The sequence below is a fragment of the Pseudomonas sp. S2_H01 genome, from assembly GCF_054668305.1.
In genome coordinates, this window is record NZ_CP162756.1 from 5,202,601 (window position 1) to 5,220,967 (window position 18,367).

The window sequence follows — 18,367 nt, forward strand, 5'->3', positions numbered from 1 at the left end:
TCATGGCTGCGATCTTCCTCTGAACAATGGAATGACGTTTTCCGCGTGAGCCGGGGCGGCGGTGGCGGGCGGTGCGGTAGGCAAGGTGGGCTGGGAAACGGGTTGAAAACGCTGGATCGAAAAGGCGTCGAGTCGAATCGACGGCGTGCCGGTGCAGACAATCTGTGCCAGGGCCTCGCCCGCCGCCGGGCCGATCTGAAAACCAGAGCCGGCGAAACCAAAGCCGTGCAGCAGGCCCGCCTGAGTGGAACTGGCACCCAGCACCGGCTCGCGGTCCGGCAGGTACCCTTCGGTGCCGCTCCAGGTGCGAATGGCCTGAGCACCGGCCAATGGCGGGTAGAGTTCGACGGCATTGCGCAGGATGTCGAGGATCGCCGCCTGGCCGGGACGCGCCGTGGCAGGATCCAGTGCGAAGCCCTGACCGCCACCCAGCACACAGTTGCCGCGGGCGACCTGGCGGGCATAAATGCCGCCGCCTTCGACGCCGGTGCTGACGTCCATGAACATCGGCAACGGTTCAGTGACCAGCATCGCAGGGTGCCCCGAGCGCATCGGCACGGGTTCGCCAAACTGTTCTGCCAGCGACGCCGCCCACGCGCCGGCGCAGTTCAGCAGCCAGGGGGCGCGAAACGTCTGGCCGCTGGCAGTGCGGACGGTGAAAGCATGACCGTCATGGCTGACCTCAGAGACCTCTGTCTGCTCGTAGACGTCGGCACCGGCTCGACGTGCGGCATGGGCAAACGCCGGTGACACAATGCGCGGGTTGGCGTGACCGTCGTCGGCGCATAACGAAGCGCCGACGGCCACATCACCGGCCCACGGAAAGCGGGCGCGCAACTGGTCGCGGTCAAGCAATTGCAGGTCCAGGCCAAACCCTCGAGACGCCTGCTCGTAGGCCGCCAGCGCGGCCATGTCCTTGTCGCTGCGCGCCAGTTTCAGATGACCGGAGCGCAGGTACTCGCCATCGATCCCGATCAGGTTGGTCAGGTCGCCCCAGATGGCGTGGGCTCTTTGGGACAGCGGCAACTGCGACAGAGGGCGGCCTTGGCGTCGCACGCCGCCGTAGTTGACACCACTGGAGTGAGCACCGAAAAAATCACGCTCCAGCAGCGCCACACGCTGGCCGCTTTTCGCCAGAAACAACGCAGCGGAGGCGCCAACGATGCCGCCGCCAATCACCACGGCATCCATGTCGATCGGCAGGCTCACGGCGCCACCTCCACGCCGAACGGAATCGGCTTGATCGGCGCCTGGCCGCGCAGTCGGCCCACACTGGCCACGTCCCGGCCCGAGGCCTGAGCGACGATCTCGGTGGCCGCCATGGCGCACATCCGCCCCTGGCAGCGGCCCATGCCCACGCGGCACATGGCTTTTACGCGGTTGATCTCCCAATGGCCTTGCTCGACGGTTTGCCGGATCTCGCCTGCGCTGACCTCTTCACAGCGGCAAACGGTCAGGCTGTCGGGGGCATTGGCGGCCCAGTTCTCGGGAAAAGGGAACGCCGTTTCCAGTCCATGACGGAAGCGCTGGATGGCGTCGAGCTGGTGTTGCAGTGCCGTGCTGCGTGCTGCATCGACCTGATGGCCGGTGTCGCTGAGGAGCGTCAAGGCGGCGAGCTCGCCGGCCATCTCGGCAGCGTCAGCGCCCATGATGCCCGCGCCGTCGCCCGCCAGATAAACGCCTTCAACGCTGCTGCGGCCGAACGCATCCCGAGTCGGCAACCAGGCGCGGTTGAGGTCGCTCCAGCTGAAAGCGCAGCCCAGCAGATCGGCAAGTTGGGTCTCGCTGCGCAAGGCGTGGGCAAAGGCCACGGCATCGCAATCGAGCGTCTTGTCCTTATCGCCCTGACGCCACCGCACGCTCTGCACACGCTGATTGCCCTGGATGCTTTGCAGGTGAACCCCTTGATGCACCGGCACACCATGGGCGGTGAGCCAGCCCCGGTAATACAGGCCTTTGGCGAGGGTCGCCGGTTGACCGAGCAGCGCGGGCAGGGCGCGGGTCTGCGCGGACAGCGGCGAGCTGTCGAGCACCGCCGCCACGTTCGCGCCCGCCTTGGCGTACTGATACGCCACCAGGTACAGCAAAGGCCCGCTGCCGGCGAACACCACACGTTCGCCGATGGCGCAGCCCTGGAATTTCAAGGCGATTTGCGCAGCGCCCAGGCTGTAGACGCCCGGCAGCGTCCAGCCTGGCACCGGCAGGATGCGGTCGGTCGCGCCGGTCGCCACGATCAGCTGCGTGTAGGGCAGTTGCGCGGCGACGCCGTCGTGCAGTGTGTCCAGAGTCTGCGCTTCGGCGTTCCACACCAGGGTTTGCGGGCGGTAATCGATGTCGGCCTGAAGCCGGTCCAATGCCGAGTGCACTGCCTGCGCTTTCGAGGCTTCAAAGCCATAAAGCGCCTTGGCTGAACGCGTGAAATTTTCGGGTTGGCGCCGATAGACCTGCCCGCCACCGCGCAGGCTTTCGTCGATCAGGCAAGGTTGCAGGCCGTAAGCGACGAGGGTCTGGGCAGCACGTATACCGGCCGGCCCCGCACCAATGATGACAATGCCTGAATGTTTCATAGCGTCCGCCCCGGTTCGCGGCTGACGCACTGTCCTGCCTCCAGCAGCGTGGCGCAGGCACGCACCCGGCGACCGTCGCCCAGTTTGACCCAGCAATCCTGACAGGCGCCCATCAGGCAGAAACCCGCACGGGGCTCGGCGCTGAAGTCGCTGCCGCGCAGCGAATCGACACGGGTCAGCACGGCGGTCAGCAGGGTGTCGCCTTGCAAGCCGGTGGCGGGTTGGCCGTCGAGGGTAAACGGCAGGACGTCGCGGTCGTGTTCTGCCAGACGTTTCAGCAAAGCCATGGTGCGTTCTCTATCCGGTAACAGCAGAAGGGGCAGGTTGGGTCCATCCAGGTCGTGGGCATCAGTGACGACCCACGAGTACGCGGTCCAGGCCGTAAACCCGGTCGAGGATGATCATGGTGGCGGCGGTCAGTGCGATCACCAGCGCCGACACCGCCGCCATCATTGGGTCGATGGATTCGGTGGCGTAGACGTACATGCGCACCGGCAGTGTCTGGGTCGATGGCGAGGTGACGAAGATCGACAGCGTCACTTCGTCGAAGCTGTTGATGAACGCCAACAGCCAGCCCCCGGCAACACCGGGCAGGATCATCGGCAAGGTGATCTGGCGGAACAGCGTAAAGCGGCTGGCGCCCAGTGATTCGGCGGCCTGTTCGGCGCTGCGATCCACGCCGATGGCCGCGGCGATCACCAGACGCAACACATAGGGCGTGATCACCACGACATGGGCGAACATCAGCCAGACGAAACTGCCGTTGACGCCCATCAGCGCGAACAGGCGCAGCATCGCCACGCCCAGCACCAGGTGCGGGATGATGATCGGCGACAGAAACAGGCCATTGAGGAAGTTGCGTCCCGGAAACTGATAGCGGGTGATCGCCAGGGCGGCGGGCACTGCGATCAGCGTCGCCAGCGTCGCGGCAACCACCGCCAGAATCAGGCTGTTATAGAAGGACTGAATGAAGTCGGCGCGTTCGAACACCGCAGCAAACCAGCGCAGGGAGAAACCGTGCCACGGCAGGCTCAGGGTGTTTTCCGGGGTGAACGCCACCAGGCAGACCATCACCAGCGGCGCCAGCATGAACACCACGACCAGGGCGTGGAAGGACAGGGCCAGAGGACCGTTCTTGGACATCAATCATTCCCCCAGGGATTTTTTATAGCGACCTTCGACCAGCCGGTTCCACGACAACATGACCAGCAGGTTGATCAGCAACAGCGCCACAGCGATGGTCGCGCCCATGGGCCAGTTGAGCTCAGAGAGGTACTGGTCGTAGACGACGGTCGCGACCATTTTCAGACGGCGTCCGCCCAGCAGCCCCGGAATCGCGAAGGAGCTGGCCGACAGCCCGAACACGATCAACGTGCCGGACAACACGCCCGGCATGACCTGCGGTAACACCACCAGGCGCATGACCTTGGCTTGCGTCGCGCCCAGCGACAGCGCCGCTTGCTCGGCCGAGGCGTCGAGCTTCTGCAGTGAGGTCCACACGGGAATGATCATGAACGGCAGCATCACGTGGACCAGTGCCAGGATCACCGCGAACGGGGTGTACAGCATCCTGATCGGGCGACCGCCCAGCGCCTGGATCGCCTGGTTGACCAATCCGTCGGCCCCCAGCAACAGGCTCCAGCCGAACGCCCGCACCACGACCGAAATGAGCAGCGGGGTGAGGATCAGAATCAGAAAGATCGAGCGCCACGGTGTGCCCATGCGACTGAGGATGTACGCCTCCGGAACACCGATCACCACGCACAGCAGTGTCACCAGCGCGCTGATCCAGAAGGTGCGAAAGAAGATTTCATAGAAGTATGAATCGGTGATCAGGTTCAGGTACTGCGCAAAGGTCCAGGCATCACCTTTGACCCCGACTTCGTAATCGAACACGTTGAACGACAGCACCAGGGTCAGCAGCAACGGCAACACCAACAAACCCACGAACAGCGCCAGCGCAGGCGCCGACAGCAGGTAGCCGCGACCGGTGTCGCGCAGCACGCTTGCCCCACTCATGCCGACACCTCGTCGGCAGTCAGCACGCGCAGCAATTCAGCGGGCCAGTCGAGGCCGACGGCGGTGCCTTCGTTGAGCGGCGCGTCGCCGTTGTTGCGGCGCACGACGGTCATTTCTCCGATGGACGTTTCGACGCGATACAACCACTGACTGCCCAGGAAATAGCGGGTGACGATACGGCCCTGAAGGCGACCCGCGCCAGCCTCCACCAGATCGATCTTTTCCGGACGCAGGCTGAGGGTCAGTTCGCCTTCGCCCTGTTGCTCGCGCACCTGGGCCGTGCCGCTGTGATCCCGGTCGCCGTGCAGCAGATTGGCCTTGCCGACGAAGCCGGAAATAAAACGTGTGCGGGGGTGCTCGTACAGCTTGTAGGGCTCGTCGATCTGCGTGATACGACCGGCCTGCATGACCACCACGCGATCGCTGATCGACAGGGCTTCGGCCTGGTCGTGGGTCACCATCAGCGTGGTGATCCCGACCTCGCGCTGAATGCGCCGAATCTCGAATTGCATCTCTTCGCGCAGGTTGGCGTCGAGGTTGGACAGCGGCTCGTCGAGTAACAGGACCGGGGGCTCGATCACCAACGCGCGCGCCAGCGCCACGCGCTGACGCTGACCGCCGGACAGTTCACGGGGGTAGCGTTCAGCGTGTTGATCCAGACGCACCAGTTCAAGCACCCGCGACACGCGGCGTTGCACATCCGCGGCGGCCACCTTGCGCATTTTCAGGCCGAAAGCGACGTTGTCACGCACGGTCATGTGCGGGAACAACGCATAGGACTGGAAGACCACGCCCAGACCGCGACTCGCCGGCTTTGCGTGGGTGATGTCGCGTCCGTCGAGCAGGATGCGTCCGGCGCTGACGTCCACGAAACCGGCGATCATTTGCAGTGTGGTGGTCTTGCCGCAACCCGAAGGGCCTAGCAGGGAAACGAACTCGCCTTTTTCCACCGACAGATCAGTGGCAACCACCGCATCGACAGGGCCGTAGCGTTTACAGAGTGCCTGGAGTTGAAGAAAGGCCATGGCTGCTTCCACCTCGTATTCGTGCACGCCTGTGGCATGCGTTTTTTATGGGCAGATGCGAAGAGAGAAGGCGTGCCGGGATGCTGGCAAACCTTTGGACGCTGGCGCTCGATCTGGGTCGGCTGCCGCTGTTATTCAAATCGCCCTGTGGACTGATCCTATGCCCGGGAATAGGATGGGCTCAACGCTGAATTTCACTGAATGAGTGATTTTTTCAAGTTTATTCATTGGGTGGATTTAACAAAGGAACCTGTGCAAATGAATTCCACTGAACGGAATAAAGATGAGTCTAAGGAAACGGGTGTCGGGGCGGTTTCGCGCCTGTTCGCCGTTTTGCGTTCTCTGGGTGAATGCCCCGAGGGCGGTGAACGGGTCACGCAACTTGCGCAACAGGTGGGGCTGTCCCAACCCACGACGCATCGTCTGCTGCGCAGTCTGGTGGACGAAGGGATGGTCGAGCAGGATGCACGCAGCAAACGGTATCGCCTGAGCCTGGCGTTTTTTGCACTGGCCGCGAGGGCGGGACAGACCGGCAATCTGCGTGACGTGGTCAGACCCAGCCTTCTGCGATTATCGGCCTCGTTGGGCGACTCGTTGTTCCTGCTGGCGCGCAGCGGCTTCGATGCTGTCTGCCTGGATCGCAGCGAAGGGCCGTACCCGATCCGCACCTTTACCGGTGACATTGGCGGTCGCGTGGCCTTGGGCGTCGGACAGGGCAGCCTGGCGATTCTGGCGTTCCTGCCTGAAGAAGAACGCGACACCGTGATTCGCTACAACCTGCCACGCCTGCGGGATTTTCACCTGTACGACGAAGTGATGCTGCGCTCGGAAATCGACAACGTACGTCGCCTGGGCTATGCCTCACGCAACACCGGCGTGCTCGAAGGCATGGCCGGGCTTGCGGTACCGATCCTCGACCGGGAAGGCCGCGCTGTCGCTGCCTTGAGCGTGGCAACCATCAGCGACCGTCTGAACGCCGAACGCATGCCGACCGTGGTCGACATGCTCAAACGTGAGGCGGCGGCCATCAGCCAGAAGATCAACCCGTTCGATCCTGTGCTGCGCAGACCATCCCAGGTGTTTGGGCAACACCTAAAGCCCGGCGGCGATGTCTGACAGGGCTATATTTACGCTGATCAAAGTGATAAACCGCGTGCCGAAAACCCCACTTGATAGCGGTGCAACGAATCGTGAAACGCCATTTCGACGACATTCAACTGGGCAGCATCGAGCTGTTCTGTCTGGCCGCGGAGGCGGGAAGCTTCACAGCGGCTGCGCTGACGGCGGGGGTGACCCCGGCTGCCGTGAGCCGCTCCATCTCCCGGCTGGAAGAGCGGCTCGGTGCACGCATGTTCGTGCGCACCACCCGCAGTATTCGTCTGACCGAAAGCGGCCGGGTGTATTTTGAGCAGTGCAGCCAGGCCCTGACGCAACTGGTGGAAGCCGAACGTCAGGTCTCGGGCCAGCAATTGAAGCCCTCCGGTACGTTGCGCATGAGCATTCCGACGACCTACGGGCATCACCGGATCCTGCCGCTGCTCCCCGAGTTCCGGCGTCGCTACCCGGACGTGACTGTCGACATCAACTTGAGCAATCGCAACATCGATTTCGTCGCCGAGGGCTACGACATGGCCATTCGCGTGCGCACGCAGCCGGACTCGACGCTCATTGCGCGCAAGCTGGAGGACGGGGCGCTGGTCATGATCGCAACGCCGGACTATCTGCAGCGGGCGGGCACGCCGCAGACCCTTGACGACCTTGCCCACCATGAGTGCATTCAGTACGAACTGCCGAGCAACGGCCGACGGATTCCCTGGTTGTTTCAGGAGAACGGCCAGCCGCGCGAGTTGCTCGCCGAAAGCGGGTACTGCTGCTCCGACGACGTTCTGGGTGGGGTGACGCTGGCCAGGAACGGTGCAGGGCTGTTTCAGGCCTACCGTTTTTCGGTGGAAAAAGAGCTGCGAGAAGGCTCGCTGGTGGAAGTGCTGGCTGATTACGCCGGACGCTCTCGGCCGTTTACGCTGCTTTACCCAAGTAACCGTCACGTGCCCCTGCGGTTGCGTGCCTTCATCGACTACCTGATGGAGTGCCGTGAGGGCTGGTTGAGACACTCCTCTGTCGCACCGTGATCTCGTCCATGAGTCGGTGGCGCTGGTGGTGGCTGCCAAGTTTTTGACCTGGGTTTCAGACGCTTCGTTGACGGTTTCTTACCGTCTGTCGGAGGCCTGTTCAGCCGCTTAAAGAACGGTCTCGCGGGGTCGAATCAGGTTAGGTAACCCTGTTGTTTTTTAAACGTTTTCGAACGTGATCAACACGGCGGCACAGGGACGTGGCCAGCAAGCAAGCCTTCGGCGCGCTCACGAGGCCAGCGCTGAAGACGGCAGTTCCCCTGACGAGATTTTCCCGTATGTCCAAATCCCTGAGATTGCAGATTCTGGCCCTGCTCAGCGGCAGCCTGTTGCTGGTGCTGCTCATTGCCCTGGCGTGTTTCCAGTTCCTCTCCAGCAACGTAAAGGATTATCGAGGTTTGCTCGATGGTCCGTTGCACGCTTCGCAGTGGGTCGACCAGGCCAATCTTCAATTCAAGATCCAGGTTCAGGAGTGGAAGAACGTGCTGTTGCGCGGCAAACAGCCGGCGGATCGCGACAAGTTCTGGGCTCAGTTCGAAGAGCAGGAGCGCCAGGTGCAGGACACGTTGGGGCGCCTGAGTGCCATGCCCGTTCTGGATGCCGCAACCCGAGTGCAGGTGGAAACGCTGCGTGACGAGCACCGTGCGCTGGGTGTTGCTTACCGCAAGGGGCGTGATGCGTTCGTCGCGGCGGGGGGCGATCCGGTCGCCGGCGACCAGGCCGTTAAAGGTGTGGATCGCGCGGCCAGCGAGCAGATGAGCGAGCTGGTGGTCAGCCTGCGCAAGCAGAGTGACCAGCAGTCGTTGTCGATCAGCAACGCGGCGGATCAGACCATTCTGATCGGCACGCTGGTGATGCTGGCGTCGGCGCTGCTGGTGGGTGTGCTGACGCTGTGGGTGGTCAATCGCAATATCGTTGGCCCGATCACGCTGCTGATCGAATACGTCGCGCAGTTGAGTCAGGGGCGTTTCAGCGACCGTGTCAGCGTGACCCGCCAGGACGAACTGGGGCGTCTGGCGGTGGCTGCCAATACGCTGCGTGATTTTCTCGCGGATACCTTCACCCGCCTCAAACGCAGCACCACTGACCTGGACAGCGCCGGTGGTGAATTGAAGGCGATTGCCGCCTTGATGGCGCAAGGCACGCACGAGCAGTTCGAACGCACCGATCAGGTGGCCACGGCGATGACCGAGATGTCGGCGACCGCGCAGGAAGTGGCGCGTCATGCGGCACAGGCCGCCCAGGCGGCTGACGAAGCCGATCGCAGTTCGCAGGACGGCGGCAAGGTGATGAGCGCGACCATCACGGCGATCACTCAGATGCGCACCGAGATCAGCAATACCGCCGACGTCATTCGCCGTCTGGAAAGTGACAGCGGGCGGATCGGCAAGGTGCTGGAGGTGATTCGGGGAATTGCCGAGCAGACCAATCTGCTGGCGCTCAACGCGGCGATCGAAGCAGCGCGTGCGGGCGATGCCGGGCGCGGTTTTGCGGTGGTCGCCGATGAGGTGCGGACGTTGGCGCAGCGGACCGCGGCGTCGACGGCGGAGATCAATCAGATCATCAGTTCGGTGCAGACTGGCGCCATTGATGCGGCTCAGGCGATCGAGAGCGGGCAGGCGCGCAGTCAGGAAAGTGTGGATCAGGTGGCGTTGGCCGGTTCGTCGTTGCAGCGGATCACGGTTGCGGTGGAGGCGATCCGTGATATGAACCGTCAGATCGCGACGGCGGCGGAGGAGCAGACGTCGGTCGCGGAGGATATTTCGCGCAATCTGACGGAGATTACGGCGATTGCGACGACGAATCAGAGCAATGTGTTGCGTACGCAGACGGCCAGTGAGGATTTGCATGGGTTGTCGGTGGGGTTGAATGATGTGATTTCTCGGTTGAGTGCTTAGCGGTTTGGCCTGCGGCCTAACTGTTTCGCCTTTGGCGAGTGACTTGATAACCCCAAGTAACCAAGGGTTTGCTCCCGGTTTGGCGACTCCTTAGTCGTCGTTCCGTCACTCCGCGCCACCTGCGTTCAGCCTGCACCCAAGTCGCGCTTTGTGGTGTCTGGGCGTTCTCGGTAGGAAGATCAAAAGCTAAAGGACAAGGACAAGGACAAGGACAAGGACAAGGACAAGGACAAGGACAAGGGCAAGGGCAAGGGCAAGGGCAAGGGCAAGGGGGAACGACGGCCGGCGAAGCGAAAAATGATCGTTCCCACGCTCCGCGTGGTAATGCCGCCTCGGACGCTTTGCGTCCCGCTTCGATTGACGCAGAGCGTCAGGTAATGCATCTCAACGCGCAGCGTGGGGATGATCGGGGGGCGAGGGCTGCGGGGAGGGGCCGGTTGGGCGGAGCAAAAATCGAAACGGGATCGCTAGGCGCGTGCACGGTTCGTTGGAAGGCCTGTGATATGCTCCGGCGCAGACTGATGGAACGTGATAGATGACCGCGCCAAGCCTTCCCGCCGAACGACGCCTTTACCAGATTACCGCTGACCGCCTGCGTGAGCATATTCGCAAGAATGGCATCAAGGCCGGTTCCCGTTTGCCCCCTGAACGGGATCTGGCGCAGTTGCTGGGGGTCTCACGGCCTTCGCTGCGTGAAGCGTTGATCGCGCTGGAGATTGAAGGCAGTGTCGAGATTCGCATGGGCTCGGGGATTTACGTTTGTGAGCACCTGCTGGGCGTCAAGGGCAAGACGCGGACGCTGGGTGAGAGCCCGTCCGAATTGATGCAGGCGCGTGCGTTGATCGAGGGCGAGAGCGTCATGCTGGCCTGCCTGCACGGCACCAAGGCGGACTATCGCTATTTGCAGACCTGCATCGACAAGATGCGCGAAGGCGCGATCAAGGGCGTGCCCGCGCTGGACGATGACCGCAAGTTTCACCAGCGCCTGGCGAAGATGAGCGGCAACTCGACGCTGGTGCGCATCATCACCTCGTTGTTCGAAGAGCGTTACAGCCCGCTCACGGCTCACGTCAGCGAACACTCTGAAACCCGCGAGACCTGGGCGATTGCCGTCGCTGAACACGAAGCCATCCTGCAAGCGGTGCAAGCCCGCGACCTGATCGGCGCCCAGACCGCCATGCGCGAGCACCTGCGCCGGTCCGAAGCGCGCTGGCTGGACGGGATGAACACCGAACAGGGTTGAGCCAACACGGGATGACTGCCCTGGGCCCGTACGCTGTGGGAGCGAATTCATTCGCGAAACAGGCTCAGACAACAGCGGTGTGTTTGATGCACTGGCCAGTCGCGAATGAATCCGCACACAGTTGCTCATCGCTGCTGTTGATTCTGCATGCTGGCCTCAGGTCTGATTCAGGTACATAACCCGATTGATTTCCTCGGTTAGAGCTGACCGCCCATCCACGCATCGCTCAGTGCGCTGTTGGCATCCCCTTGCGAATCCCTTCCCACAAGCCGTTCAAATACACCGCGCCCAACGCCCGGTCGTACAGGCCGTAGCCCGGTTTGCCGGTTTCGCCCCAGATCATGCGACCGTGGTCGGGGCGGTAGTAGCCCTCGAAGCCGGTTTCCACGTAGGCCTTGACGATTTCGGCCATGTCCAGGGAGCCGTCTTCGGAGCGGTGGGCGGTTTCGTGGAAGTCACCGGCTTCGTTGACCTTGACGTTGCGCAGGTGCGCGAAGTGGATGCGGCCCTGGCTGCCAAATTCCCGGACCAGCGACGGTATGTCATTGCCCAGGTCGGCGCCCAATGAGCCCGAGCACAGCGTCAGGCCGTTCGCCGGGTCGTCGACCATCGCCATGACCTGCGCGAGGTCTTCGCGGTTTTTCACCACCCGTGGCATGCCGAACATGGAGCGGGGTGGGTCGTCGGGGTGCAAGGCCATCTTGATTCCGGCGTCGCGGGCCACCGGGATGATGCGTTCCAGGAAATACGCCAGACGCTCGCGCAGGGTGGCTTCGTCGACCTGAGCGTATTCGGTGATCAACGCTTTCAGGGTTTCAGGTTCATAGCTGACGTCCCAGCCCGGCAGGCTGATGCCGTTGTCGAGGTTCGCCTGTTCAATGACCGCGACGTCGAAGGCCAGTGTGGTGGAGCCATCGGGCAGTTCCATGGCCAGCGTCGAGCGTGTCCAGTCGAACACCGGCATGAAGTTGTAACAGACCACCTTGATCCCGCACGCCGCGAGGTTGCGCAGGGTCTGGCCGTAGTTGTCGATCAGGTGATCGCGGCTGGGCAGGCCGCGTTTAATGTCTTCATGCACCGGCACGCTTTCGATGACGTCGAGGTCCAGCCCATGGGCATTCACGGTGGCTTTGAGCTCGGCGATTTTTTCCAGCGGCCAGACCTCGCCGACGGGGATGTCGTAGATGGCTGACACGACGCCGGTCATGCCGGGGATCTGGCGGATGTACTGCAGGGTCACGGGGTCGCTTTCCCCGTACCAACGGAAAGTCATCTTCATCGCGGGGTCCTTTTTGTTATGGGTTACGTTGTGCCAGTTAACGAATAGGTCGCAGGTCAATCGCAATCGCGGGCAAGCGCGCCTACAGTTGCTGTCCGAGTCTGTCGCCCTTGCAGAGCCTCTTGGAAGACGGTTGAGGGGAGCATAGATTGGTCAGGCCAAATTATGCAAATCGCTACCGACTGGCAAAAAAATGTGAAAAAAAGCCGCTCACGTGATTCCATACCGTCCTTTTCGGGTCTAGTATCGGCTGCATTCGGATATTTGGTCAGGCCAATTCGCGATTTTTAACGCCGTGTGAACGCGTTGAAAAGTCATGCGTGAATCCAGGTTCAAAGCCCTGTCCGAAGCGCGCACGAAGTCTTACTCATAAAAATAATCAGGAGGACTCGCTATGCAGAAAGGTCGTTGGTTGGTCATTTTTCTCTGTTTCCTTGCCGTCGCCATCAACTACATCGACAGGGCGAACCTCGCGGTTGCGGCGCCCTATATCCAGAAAGAACTCGGCTTGGGCTCTGGGCAAATGGGCCTGTTGCTCAGCGGTTTCTTCTGGACCTACGCACTGATGCAAATGCCCTTTGGCTGGTTCGTCGATAAGGTCGGCGCAAGGATCGCGCTGCCATTGGCGGTGGCCTGGTGGTCGCTGTTCACGGCAGCAACGGCCGCGGCCAGCAGTCTGGCTACGATGTTCGGCTGTCGGCTGATGCTGGGCGTGGGGGAGGCGGGGGCGTATCCGTCCTGCGCCAAGATCGTCAGTCAATGGTTCGATGTGAAAGAGCGCGGGTTTGCCACCAGCATTTTCGACAGCGGCTCGCGGGTCGGCTCGGCGCTGTCGATTCCGGTCGTGGCGCTGATCATCGAACTCTGGGGCTGGCGCGCGTCGTTCGTCATCACCGGTGCCGTGGGCGTGGTCTGGGTGATCGGCTGGTGGCTGATCTACAAAGAGCCGCAGGCCGTTGCCGCCATTGAACAGCACGAGGCCGGCAAGGTCGCGGCAGTCGCCGCCCGCCCCAGGGTCAAGTGGGCATCGCTGTTCCGCCACCGCACGCTGTGGGGCATGATGCTCGGCTTCTTCTGCCTGAACTTCGTCATCTACTTCTTCATCACCTGGTTCCCGACCTATCTGGTCACCGAACGCGGCTTCTCGCTGAAGTCCCTCGGCACGCTGGGGACCATTCCGGCCATTGCATCCATTGTCGGTGGCTGGGTCGGCGGCCTGACCTCAGATGCGTTGTACCGTCGTGGCTGGAGCCTGACCGCAGCCCGCAAGACCTGCATCGTCGGCGGCATGCTGATGTCGTCAAGCATCTCGTTGTCGGTATTCACCGCCAACACCTACGCCATGCTCGCGTTCTTCAGCCTGGCATATGCGAGTCTGGCGTTTGCCGGTGCGAGCATCTGGTGCCTGCCCGCCGACGTGGCGCCGACGCCGGCTCACGTCGCTTCCATCGGCGGCATCCAGAATTTCGCGTCGAACACGGCGGGGATCTTCATCACCACGTTTACCGGCTTCATGCTGGTGATGGGCAACGGCTCGTTTACGGCGCCGTTGATGACCGCAGGCGCATTCGCGTTGCTGGGAGCGTTCAGCTACCTGTTCATCGTCGGCAAGATCGAGCCGCTGTCGGTCACGCCGGACCAACCCGAGGCGACGGACGCCGCAACGGTCGCCCATCGCACCTGACGTGAGTAGGGGCGCGGCCTGACCGGGCCGCACCCGCTACGCCGTTTCTGCCTTCACCGCCGCACGAATCGCCTCCAGCAACATCATGCACGCCGGGTTATCGTTGTCCGAACGCCAGACCAGGTGCAGCTCGCTTTGCACGCCTTCGCCCAAGTCAATGTCGCGGAACACCACGTTCTTGAACACCACATTGGTGGCGCAGCGCGGCACTAACGCCAAGCCCATCCCCGCGTTCACCAGCGCCAGAATCGTCAGTGAAGAGCCCAGCCATTGCACGTACTCCGGCGCCACTTGCGCGGAACGCAGCGTGCCGGTGAGCAGTTCGTTGAACGGCGGGTAGGCGGAGTGCGAATACATCAGAAAGGGTTGCGCATCCAGATCCTGCACGCTGACCGCAGCCGCGCTGGCCAGCGGATGGCTGCCGGGCACGGCGAGCACGAACGGTTCACGCACCAGGCATTCGGTTTCGTACCCCGCCTGCAGCAGTGGCGCGCGGACGATACCCAGGTCAATACGCCGGGCCCTCAAGGCTTCGTGCTGGGAATAGGTGTTCATTTCGGTCAGGGAGATTTTCACGTGGGGCTGATTGAGGCGGGCCTCGGCGATGACTTTCGGCAGAAACTCATACACCGCGCTGCCGACAAAACTGATGGTCACCGACCCGATATCCCCTTCGGCGATCCGTTTGGCGGCGAGTGCGGCCTGTTGCGCGTGCTCCAGCAGCGTCTGGGCTTCGATGAAAAAGGCGCGGCCGGCAGCCGTAAGGGCCACGCTGCGGGTACTGCGCGTGAACAGCTCAACCCCCAGATGATGCTCCAGTAACTGAATCTGTCGGCTCAACGGCGGTTGGGTCATGTTCAGCCGTTCGGCGGCCCGGCGGAAGTTGAGTTCCGTGGCAACCGTGGTGAAGCAGCGCAGTTGAGCGAGTTCGAACATTGATATATTCCAGGTATCAATCAACAGTCAATCTAGATTAGACGGGAACAATACCGGCGTCCATCATCGGCTCATCCCCAAAAAAACAATGAACGGGAGTTGCCCTTTGAATACCCTCAATCCCACGACGGACCCGACCGTACTTGCCCGCGCTGCTGCCAAGGTCAAGCGGCACGTGCTGCCGCTGTTCGTCATCATGTTCATCGTCAACTACATCGACCGGGTGAACATCGGCTTCGTGCGCAGCCACATGGAAACCGACCTTGGCATCGGCGCAGCGGCGTACGGCTTGGGGGCCGGCCTGTTCTTCGTGGGCTATGCGCTCTTCGAAGTCCCGTCCAACCTGCTGCTGCAACGATTCGGCGCCCGCGCCTGGCTGACCCGCATCATGTTCACCTGGGGCGCAGCGGCGATGGCCATGGCGTTCGTGCGCGGTGAAACCAGCTTTTATGTCCTGCGCTTCATCCTCGGTGCGGCGGAAGCGGGCTTCTTCCCCGGCATCATTTATTACTTCACCCAATGGCTGCCCTCGACCGAGCGTGGCAAGGCAATGGCGATCTTCCTCAGCGGCTCGGCCATTGCATCGGTGATTTCCGGTCCTGTGTCCGGTGCGTTGTTGGGCATCAGCGGTCTGAGCCTGCACGGCTGGCAGTGGATGTTCATCATCGAGGGCTTTGCCTCCATTGCCTTGTGCGGTTTTGTCTGGTTCTGGTTGCAGTCCCATCCCCGCGAAGCCAAGTGGCTGAGCGAGGAAGAGAAGGGCGCACTCATCCGTGCGATCGAAGAAGAGCAGCGTGCCCGTGAAGCGGCACAGGTGATCAAGCCGTCGATCTTCAAGTTGCTGGCGGACCGGCAGATCCTGCTGTTCTGCTTCATCTACTTCTCGGTGGCGCTGACGATTTACGGCGCGACATTCTGGCTCCCGAGCATGATCAGGAAGATGGGCAGCATGAGTGACTTCGAGGTCGGCCTGTTCAACTCGATTCCGTGGATCATTTCCATTGTCGCGATGTATGGCTTTGCTGCACTGGCCGCGCGCTTCAAGCACCAACAGGCGTGGGTCGCCGTGACGCTGGTGATTGCCGCCTGCGGGATGTTCATGTCGACCATCGGCGGGCCGGTCTTTGCCTTCGTCGCCATCTGCTTCGCGGCGATTGGTTTCAAGGCGGCTTCGGCCCTGTTCTGGCCGATTCCTCAAGGCTATCTGGACGCTCGCATCGCCGCGGCGGTGATTGCGCTGATCAACTCCATCGGCAACCTTGGCGGATTCGTCGCGCCGACCGCTTTTGGTTTCCTCGAACAAACCACCGGCTCGATTCAGGGCGGCCTTTACGGCCTGGCGATCACCTCGTTGGTGGCTGCGGTGGTGATCTTCTTTGCCCGCACCACGCCCAACGGTGAACAACCGGGAAAGCCGCGAGACGTCGCGCTCGCCCCCTCGATTGAGAAGCCGGTGGCGCTGCGCGCTGCCAAGTGACCCCAGACCCGTTTCGAGCCGAGCCTCAAACCCAGATTGACCGGGAGACATCTTTTGAAAATCACACGCGTTACTGTCACTCCGATTGCGTTCCGTGACCCGCCGTTGCTCAACGCCAGCGGAATCCACGAACCCTTCGCGCTGCGCTCGATCATCGAAATCGAGAGCGACAACGGGTATATCGGTCTGGGCGAAAGCTACGGCGACGCCCCGGCGCTGGCGATCCAGCAACAGGTGCAGAGCCAGTTGATCGGCATGGACCCGTTCAACCTTGCGCAGCTCAAAGCCGTGGTCAAAGCCACGGTCGCGGCCCACAAACCGGCGAGCATTGCTCGCGCCGAACTGGCACCGGGCTCGCATGCGAGCAAAGCCGTGAGCAACGCCTATTCGGCGTTCGAAGTCGCCTTCCTCGACCTGCAGGCGCGTTCGATGAACCTGCCGCTGGTGGACCTGCTCGGCGGTGCTGTGCGCGATCAGGTGCCGTTCAGCGCGTACCTGTTTTTCAAATACGCGCAGCACGCCGACGCGCCTTATGCGCCGGACAGTTGGGGTGAGGCACTGAGCGAGGAGCAGATCGTCGCCCAGGCGCGGCGGATGATCGAGGCCTACGGCTTCAAGAGCATCAAACTCAAGGCCGGCGCCCTCGATCCGGAACATGAAGTGTCGTGCATCAAGGCCCTGAAGGAAGCTTTCCCCGGTTACCCGTTGCGCATCGACCCGAACGGCAACTGGTCGCTGGAAACGTCCCTGCGCATGGCCGAACGGCTGGGCGACGATTTGCAGTACTACGAAGACCCGACGCCGGGCCTGGACGGCATGGCCGAGTTGCACAAACGCACGGGCTTGCCGCTGGCGACGAACATGGTGGTCACCGATTTTGACGAGTTCCGTCGCAGCGTGGCGCAGAACAGCGTGCAGATCGTCCTCGCCGATCACCACTATTGGGGCGGCCTGCGCGACACCCAGGCGCTGGCGAAGATGTGCGAGACGTTCGGCCTGGGGGTGTCGATGCACTCCAACTCGCACCTGGGCATCAGCCTGATGGCGATGACGCATGTGGCCGCGGCGGTGCCGAATCTGGATTTCGCCTGCGACACCCACTACCCATGGCAGGAGCCGGACGAAGAAGTGATCAAGGGCGGCAAGCTGCCGATCGTCGACGGATGCGTGAAAATCACCCGCGAGCCAGGCCTGGGGCTTGAGCTGGACTATGACCAGTTGGGCAAACTCAACGACCAGTACCTGACCTGCGGCATCCGTTCACGGGACGACGTGAAGCAGATGCAGAAGTACAAGCCGGACTGGAAAGCGCTCAAGCCGAGGTATTGAGGCGTAAAAAAAGCGAACGCTGATGATCGTCTGTCCTCGAACGAAGAGACCCTTGCGGGAATTTCGGAGAGACAATGATGATCAGCTCGCACAAGACCTTGATGTGTTTGTTGTTTGCAGCCACAACCGCCGTGTCGAGTGGTGCCATGGCGCAGCCGCCGGCTTCGTTGCCGTTGATGCTCGCCGCTTCGGGCATTGGTGGCGGTGGTGCAGCGGGCGGCGGCGCCTCGGGTACCGGCGCGACCGGCACAAACGGTTCCAACAGCAGTAACACCAACGCCACCGGGACTAACGGCACCAACAGCAGTAACACCAACGCCACCGGAACCAACGGTACGAACAGCGGCAACACGAATGCGACGGGGACGAACGGCACTAATGCCAACGGCACCGACGCCACCCACACCAACGGCAGTAACAGCGGCAACACCAACGCGACGGGCACCAATGGCACGAACGCCAACGGGACCGATGCCACCCACACCAATGGCAGCAACAGCAATAACACCACTGCGACGGGCACCAACGGTGTTAAGAACACCAGCAACGAGAACGGCATGAACAACAGCGGCGTGAACAACAACGGTGTCGGCACGACCAACCCTGCATTGCGGCCCGGCGCGACCTCAGGCTCATCTTCTTCAGGCGGCACCTCCGACTCCCTGCAACAGCAGCGTCAGCAGAGCGGCGAGCGGATGATCATGGAGCGCAAGGGGCAGATTCAGGAAGCCAACTGAAGTCGGGAGTATCGTTGAAATCAGTAGTGGCCACTGACGGTGGT

The 18,367-nt window shown here is 62.2% G+C and carries 16 protein-coding genes and 1 pseudogene; 9 read left to right on the forward strand and 8 right to left on the reverse strand.

Annotated elements, in window-relative coordinates; genetic code table 11:
- From AB4N84_RS23145 to AB4N84_RS23170, 6 genes are all read right to left on the reverse strand, one after another.
- On the reverse strand, window positions 1-1,191 hold the full coding sequence (locus AB4N84_RS23145; RefSeq protein WP_460047107.1) for an NAD(P)/FAD-dependent oxidoreductase: 1,191 nt from the start codon (window positions 1,189-1,191) through the stop codon (window positions 1-3).
- Between the two features lie 14 nt (window positions 1,192-1,205).
- A complete protein-coding gene (locus AB4N84_RS23150; protein WP_460043351.1) occupies window positions 1,206-2,567 on the reverse strand; it encodes an FAD/NAD(P)-dependent oxidoreductase in 1,362 nt (453 codons plus the stop codon).
- Entirely contained in the window at window positions 2,564-2,854 is a 291-nt protein-coding gene (locus AB4N84_RS23155; RefSeq protein WP_074749897.1) for a (2Fe-2S)-binding protein, read from the reverse strand. Before AB4N84_RS23155 ends, AB4N84_RS23150 begins: the two co-directional genes overlap by 4 nt.
- Before the next feature lie 61 nt (window positions 2,855-2,915).
- Window positions 2,916-3,710 (reverse strand): ABC transporter permease, encoded by a 795-nt coding sequence (locus tag AB4N84_RS23160; protein WP_074749899.1) that lies wholly within the window; start codon window positions 3,708-3,710, stop codon window positions 2,916-2,918.
- A gap of 3 nt (window positions 3,711-3,713) precedes the next feature.
- Window positions 3,714-4,586: an ABC transporter permease gene (locus tag AB4N84_RS23165; protein WP_074749901.1), complete on the reverse strand. Its 873-nt coding sequence runs from the start codon at window positions 4,584-4,586 to the stop codon at window positions 3,714-3,716.
- Window positions 4,583-5,611 carry an ABC transporter ATP-binding protein gene (locus tag AB4N84_RS23170; RefSeq protein WP_074749903.1) on the reverse strand — a complete coding sequence of 343 codons (1,029 nt, stop codon included), beginning with the start codon at window positions 5,609-5,611 and terminating at the stop codon, window positions 4,583-4,585. The genes AB4N84_RS23165 and AB4N84_RS23170 overlap by 4 nt, the downstream gene beginning before the upstream one ends.
- Window positions 5,612-5,869: 258 nt before the next feature.
- On the opposite strand from AB4N84_RS23170, the gene AB4N84_RS23175 reads away from it, so the two are divergent.
- The 5 genes and pseudogenes from AB4N84_RS23175 to AB4N84_RS23195 all read left to right on the forward strand — a co-directional run bounded on the left by AB4N84_RS23175 (window position 5,870) and on the right by AB4N84_RS23195 (window position 10,881).
- On the forward strand, window positions 5,870-6,727 hold the full coding sequence (locus AB4N84_RS23175; protein WP_074749905.1) for an IclR family transcriptional regulator: 858 nt from the start codon (window positions 5,870-5,872) through the stop codon (window positions 6,725-6,727).
- 74 nt (window positions 6,728-6,801) lie between these two features.
- Window positions 6,802-7,740, forward strand: a complete 939-nt coding sequence (locus AB4N84_RS23180; RefSeq protein WP_460043352.1) for a LysR family transcriptional regulator — start codon at window positions 6,802-6,804, stop codon at window positions 7,738-7,740.
- Between the two features lie 854 nt (window positions 7,741-8,594).
- A pseudogene (locus tag AB4N84_RS23185) lies at window positions 8,595-8,705 on the forward strand (hypothetical protein); the annotation flags it as partial.
- A gap of 228 nt (window positions 8,706-8,933) precedes the next feature.
- Window positions 8,934-9,638 carry a methyl-accepting chemotaxis protein gene (locus tag AB4N84_RS23190; RefSeq protein ID WP_460047108.1) on the forward strand — a complete coding sequence of 235 codons (705 nt, stop codon included), beginning with the start codon at window positions 8,934-8,936 and terminating at the stop codon, window positions 9,636-9,638.
- 535 nt (window positions 9,639-10,173) lie between these two features.
- Window positions 10,174-10,881 carry a FadR/GntR family transcriptional regulator gene (locus AB4N84_RS23195; RefSeq protein WP_074749909.1) on the forward strand — a complete coding sequence of 236 codons (708 nt, stop codon included), beginning with the start codon at window positions 10,174-10,176 and terminating at the stop codon, window positions 10,879-10,881.
- Window positions 10,882-11,107: 226 nt separating this feature from the next.
- Here AB4N84_RS23195 and uxuA read toward each other — a convergent pair whose 3' ends face one another.
- Window positions 11,108-12,160: a mannonate dehydratase gene (gene uxuA / locus AB4N84_RS23200; protein WP_460043353.1), complete on the reverse strand. Its 1,053-nt coding sequence runs from the start codon at window positions 12,158-12,160 to the stop codon at window positions 11,108-11,110.
- A 394-nt stretch (window positions 12,161-12,554) separates the two neighbouring features.
- Between uxuA and AB4N84_RS23205 the strand changes: the two genes are divergently transcribed.
- A complete protein-coding gene (locus AB4N84_RS23205; protein ID WP_460043354.1) occupies window positions 12,555-13,844 on the forward strand; it encodes an MFS transporter in 1,290 nt (429 codons plus the stop codon).
- 36 nt (window positions 13,845-13,880) lie between these two features.
- Here the strand turns inward: AB4N84_RS23205 and AB4N84_RS23210 are convergent, their stop codons facing one another.
- The gene (locus AB4N84_RS23210; protein ID WP_460043355.1) at window positions 13,881-14,780 is read right to left on the reverse strand and encodes a LysR family transcriptional regulator; all 900 of its coding nucleotides are present in this window, start codon (window positions 14,778-14,780) and stop codon (window positions 13,881-13,883) included.
- Window positions 14,781-14,868: 88 nt separating this feature from the next.
- Here AB4N84_RS23210 and AB4N84_RS23215 point away from each other — a divergent pair, with 88 nt between their 5' ends.
- The 3 genes from AB4N84_RS23215 (at window position 14,869) to AB4N84_RS23225 (ending at window position 18,323) form a co-directional block, all read left to right on the forward strand.
- Complete coding sequence (locus AB4N84_RS23215; RefSeq protein WP_460043356.1) at window positions 14,869-16,257, forward strand: MFS transporter; 1,389 nt, start codon at window positions 14,869-14,871, stop codon at window positions 16,255-16,257.
- A 54-nt stretch (window positions 16,258-16,311) separates the two neighbouring features.
- Complete coding sequence (locus tag AB4N84_RS23220; RefSeq protein WP_460043357.1) at window positions 16,312-17,586, forward strand: glucarate dehydratase family protein; 1,275 nt, start codon at window positions 16,312-16,314, stop codon at window positions 17,584-17,586.
- Between the two features lie 74 nt (window positions 17,587-17,660).
- Entirely contained in the window at window positions 17,661-18,323 is a 663-nt protein-coding gene (locus tag AB4N84_RS23225; RefSeq protein WP_460043358.1) for a hypothetical protein, read from the forward strand.
- Window positions 18,324-18,367 lie beyond the last annotated feature (44 nt).

What these genes read in the sequence shown, in the direction of transcription:
- AB4N84_RS23205 (WP_460043354.1), top strand. Translation starts at nt 12,555, where the DNA reads ATGCAGAAAGGTCGTTGGTTGGTCATTTTTCTCTGTTTCCTTGCCGTC.
- AB4N84_RS23150 (WP_460043351.1), bottom strand. Translation starts at nt 2,567, where the DNA reads ATGAAACATTCAGGCATTGTCATCATTGGTGCGGGGCCGGCCGGTATA.
- uxuA (WP_460043353.1), bottom strand. Translation starts at nt 12,160, where the DNA reads ATGAAGATGACTTTCCGTTGGTACGGGGAAAGCGACCCCGTGACCCTG.
- AB4N84_RS23195 (WP_074749909.1), top strand. Translation starts at nt 10,174, where the DNA reads ATGACCGCGCCAAGCCTTCCCGCCGAACGACGCCTTTACCAGATTACC.
- AB4N84_RS23210 (WP_460043355.1), bottom strand. Translation starts at nt 14,780, where the DNA reads ATGTTCGAACTCGCTCAACTGCGCTGCTTCACCACGGTTGCCACGGAA.
- AB4N84_RS23155 (WP_074749897.1), bottom strand. Translation starts at nt 2,854, where the DNA reads ATGGCTTTGCTGAAACGTCTGGCAGAACACGACCGCGACGTCCTGCCG.
- AB4N84_RS23215 (WP_460043356.1), top strand. Translation starts at nt 14,869, where the DNA reads ATGAACGGGAGTTGCCCTTTGAATACCCTCAATCCCACGACGGACCCG.
- AB4N84_RS23160 (WP_074749899.1), bottom strand. Translation starts at nt 3,710, where the DNA reads ATGTCCAAGAACGGTCCTCTGGCCCTGTCCTTCCACGCCCTGGTCGTG.
- AB4N84_RS23145 (WP_460047107.1), bottom strand. Translation starts at nt 1,191, where the DNA reads ATGGATGCCGTGGTGATTGGCGGCGGCATCGTTGGCGCCTCCGCTGCG.
- AB4N84_RS23190 (WP_460047108.1), top strand. Translation starts at nt 8,934, where the DNA reads ATGTCGGCGACCGCGCAGGAAGTGGCGCGTCATGCGGCACAGGCCGCC.
- AB4N84_RS23175 (WP_074749905.1), top strand. Translation starts at nt 5,870, where the DNA reads ATGAATTCCACTGAACGGAATAAAGATGAGTCTAAGGAAACGGGTGTC.
- AB4N84_RS23165 (WP_074749901.1), bottom strand. Translation starts at nt 4,586, where the DNA reads ATGAGTGGGGCAAGCGTGCTGCGCGACACCGGTCGCGGCTACCTGCTG.
- AB4N84_RS23170 (WP_074749903.1), bottom strand. Translation starts at nt 5,611, where the DNA reads ATGGCCTTTCTTCAACTCCAGGCACTCTGTAAACGCTACGGCCCTGTC.
- AB4N84_RS23225 (WP_460043358.1), top strand. Translation starts at nt 17,661, where the DNA reads ATGATGATCAGCTCGCACAAGACCTTGATGTGTTTGTTGTTTGCAGCC.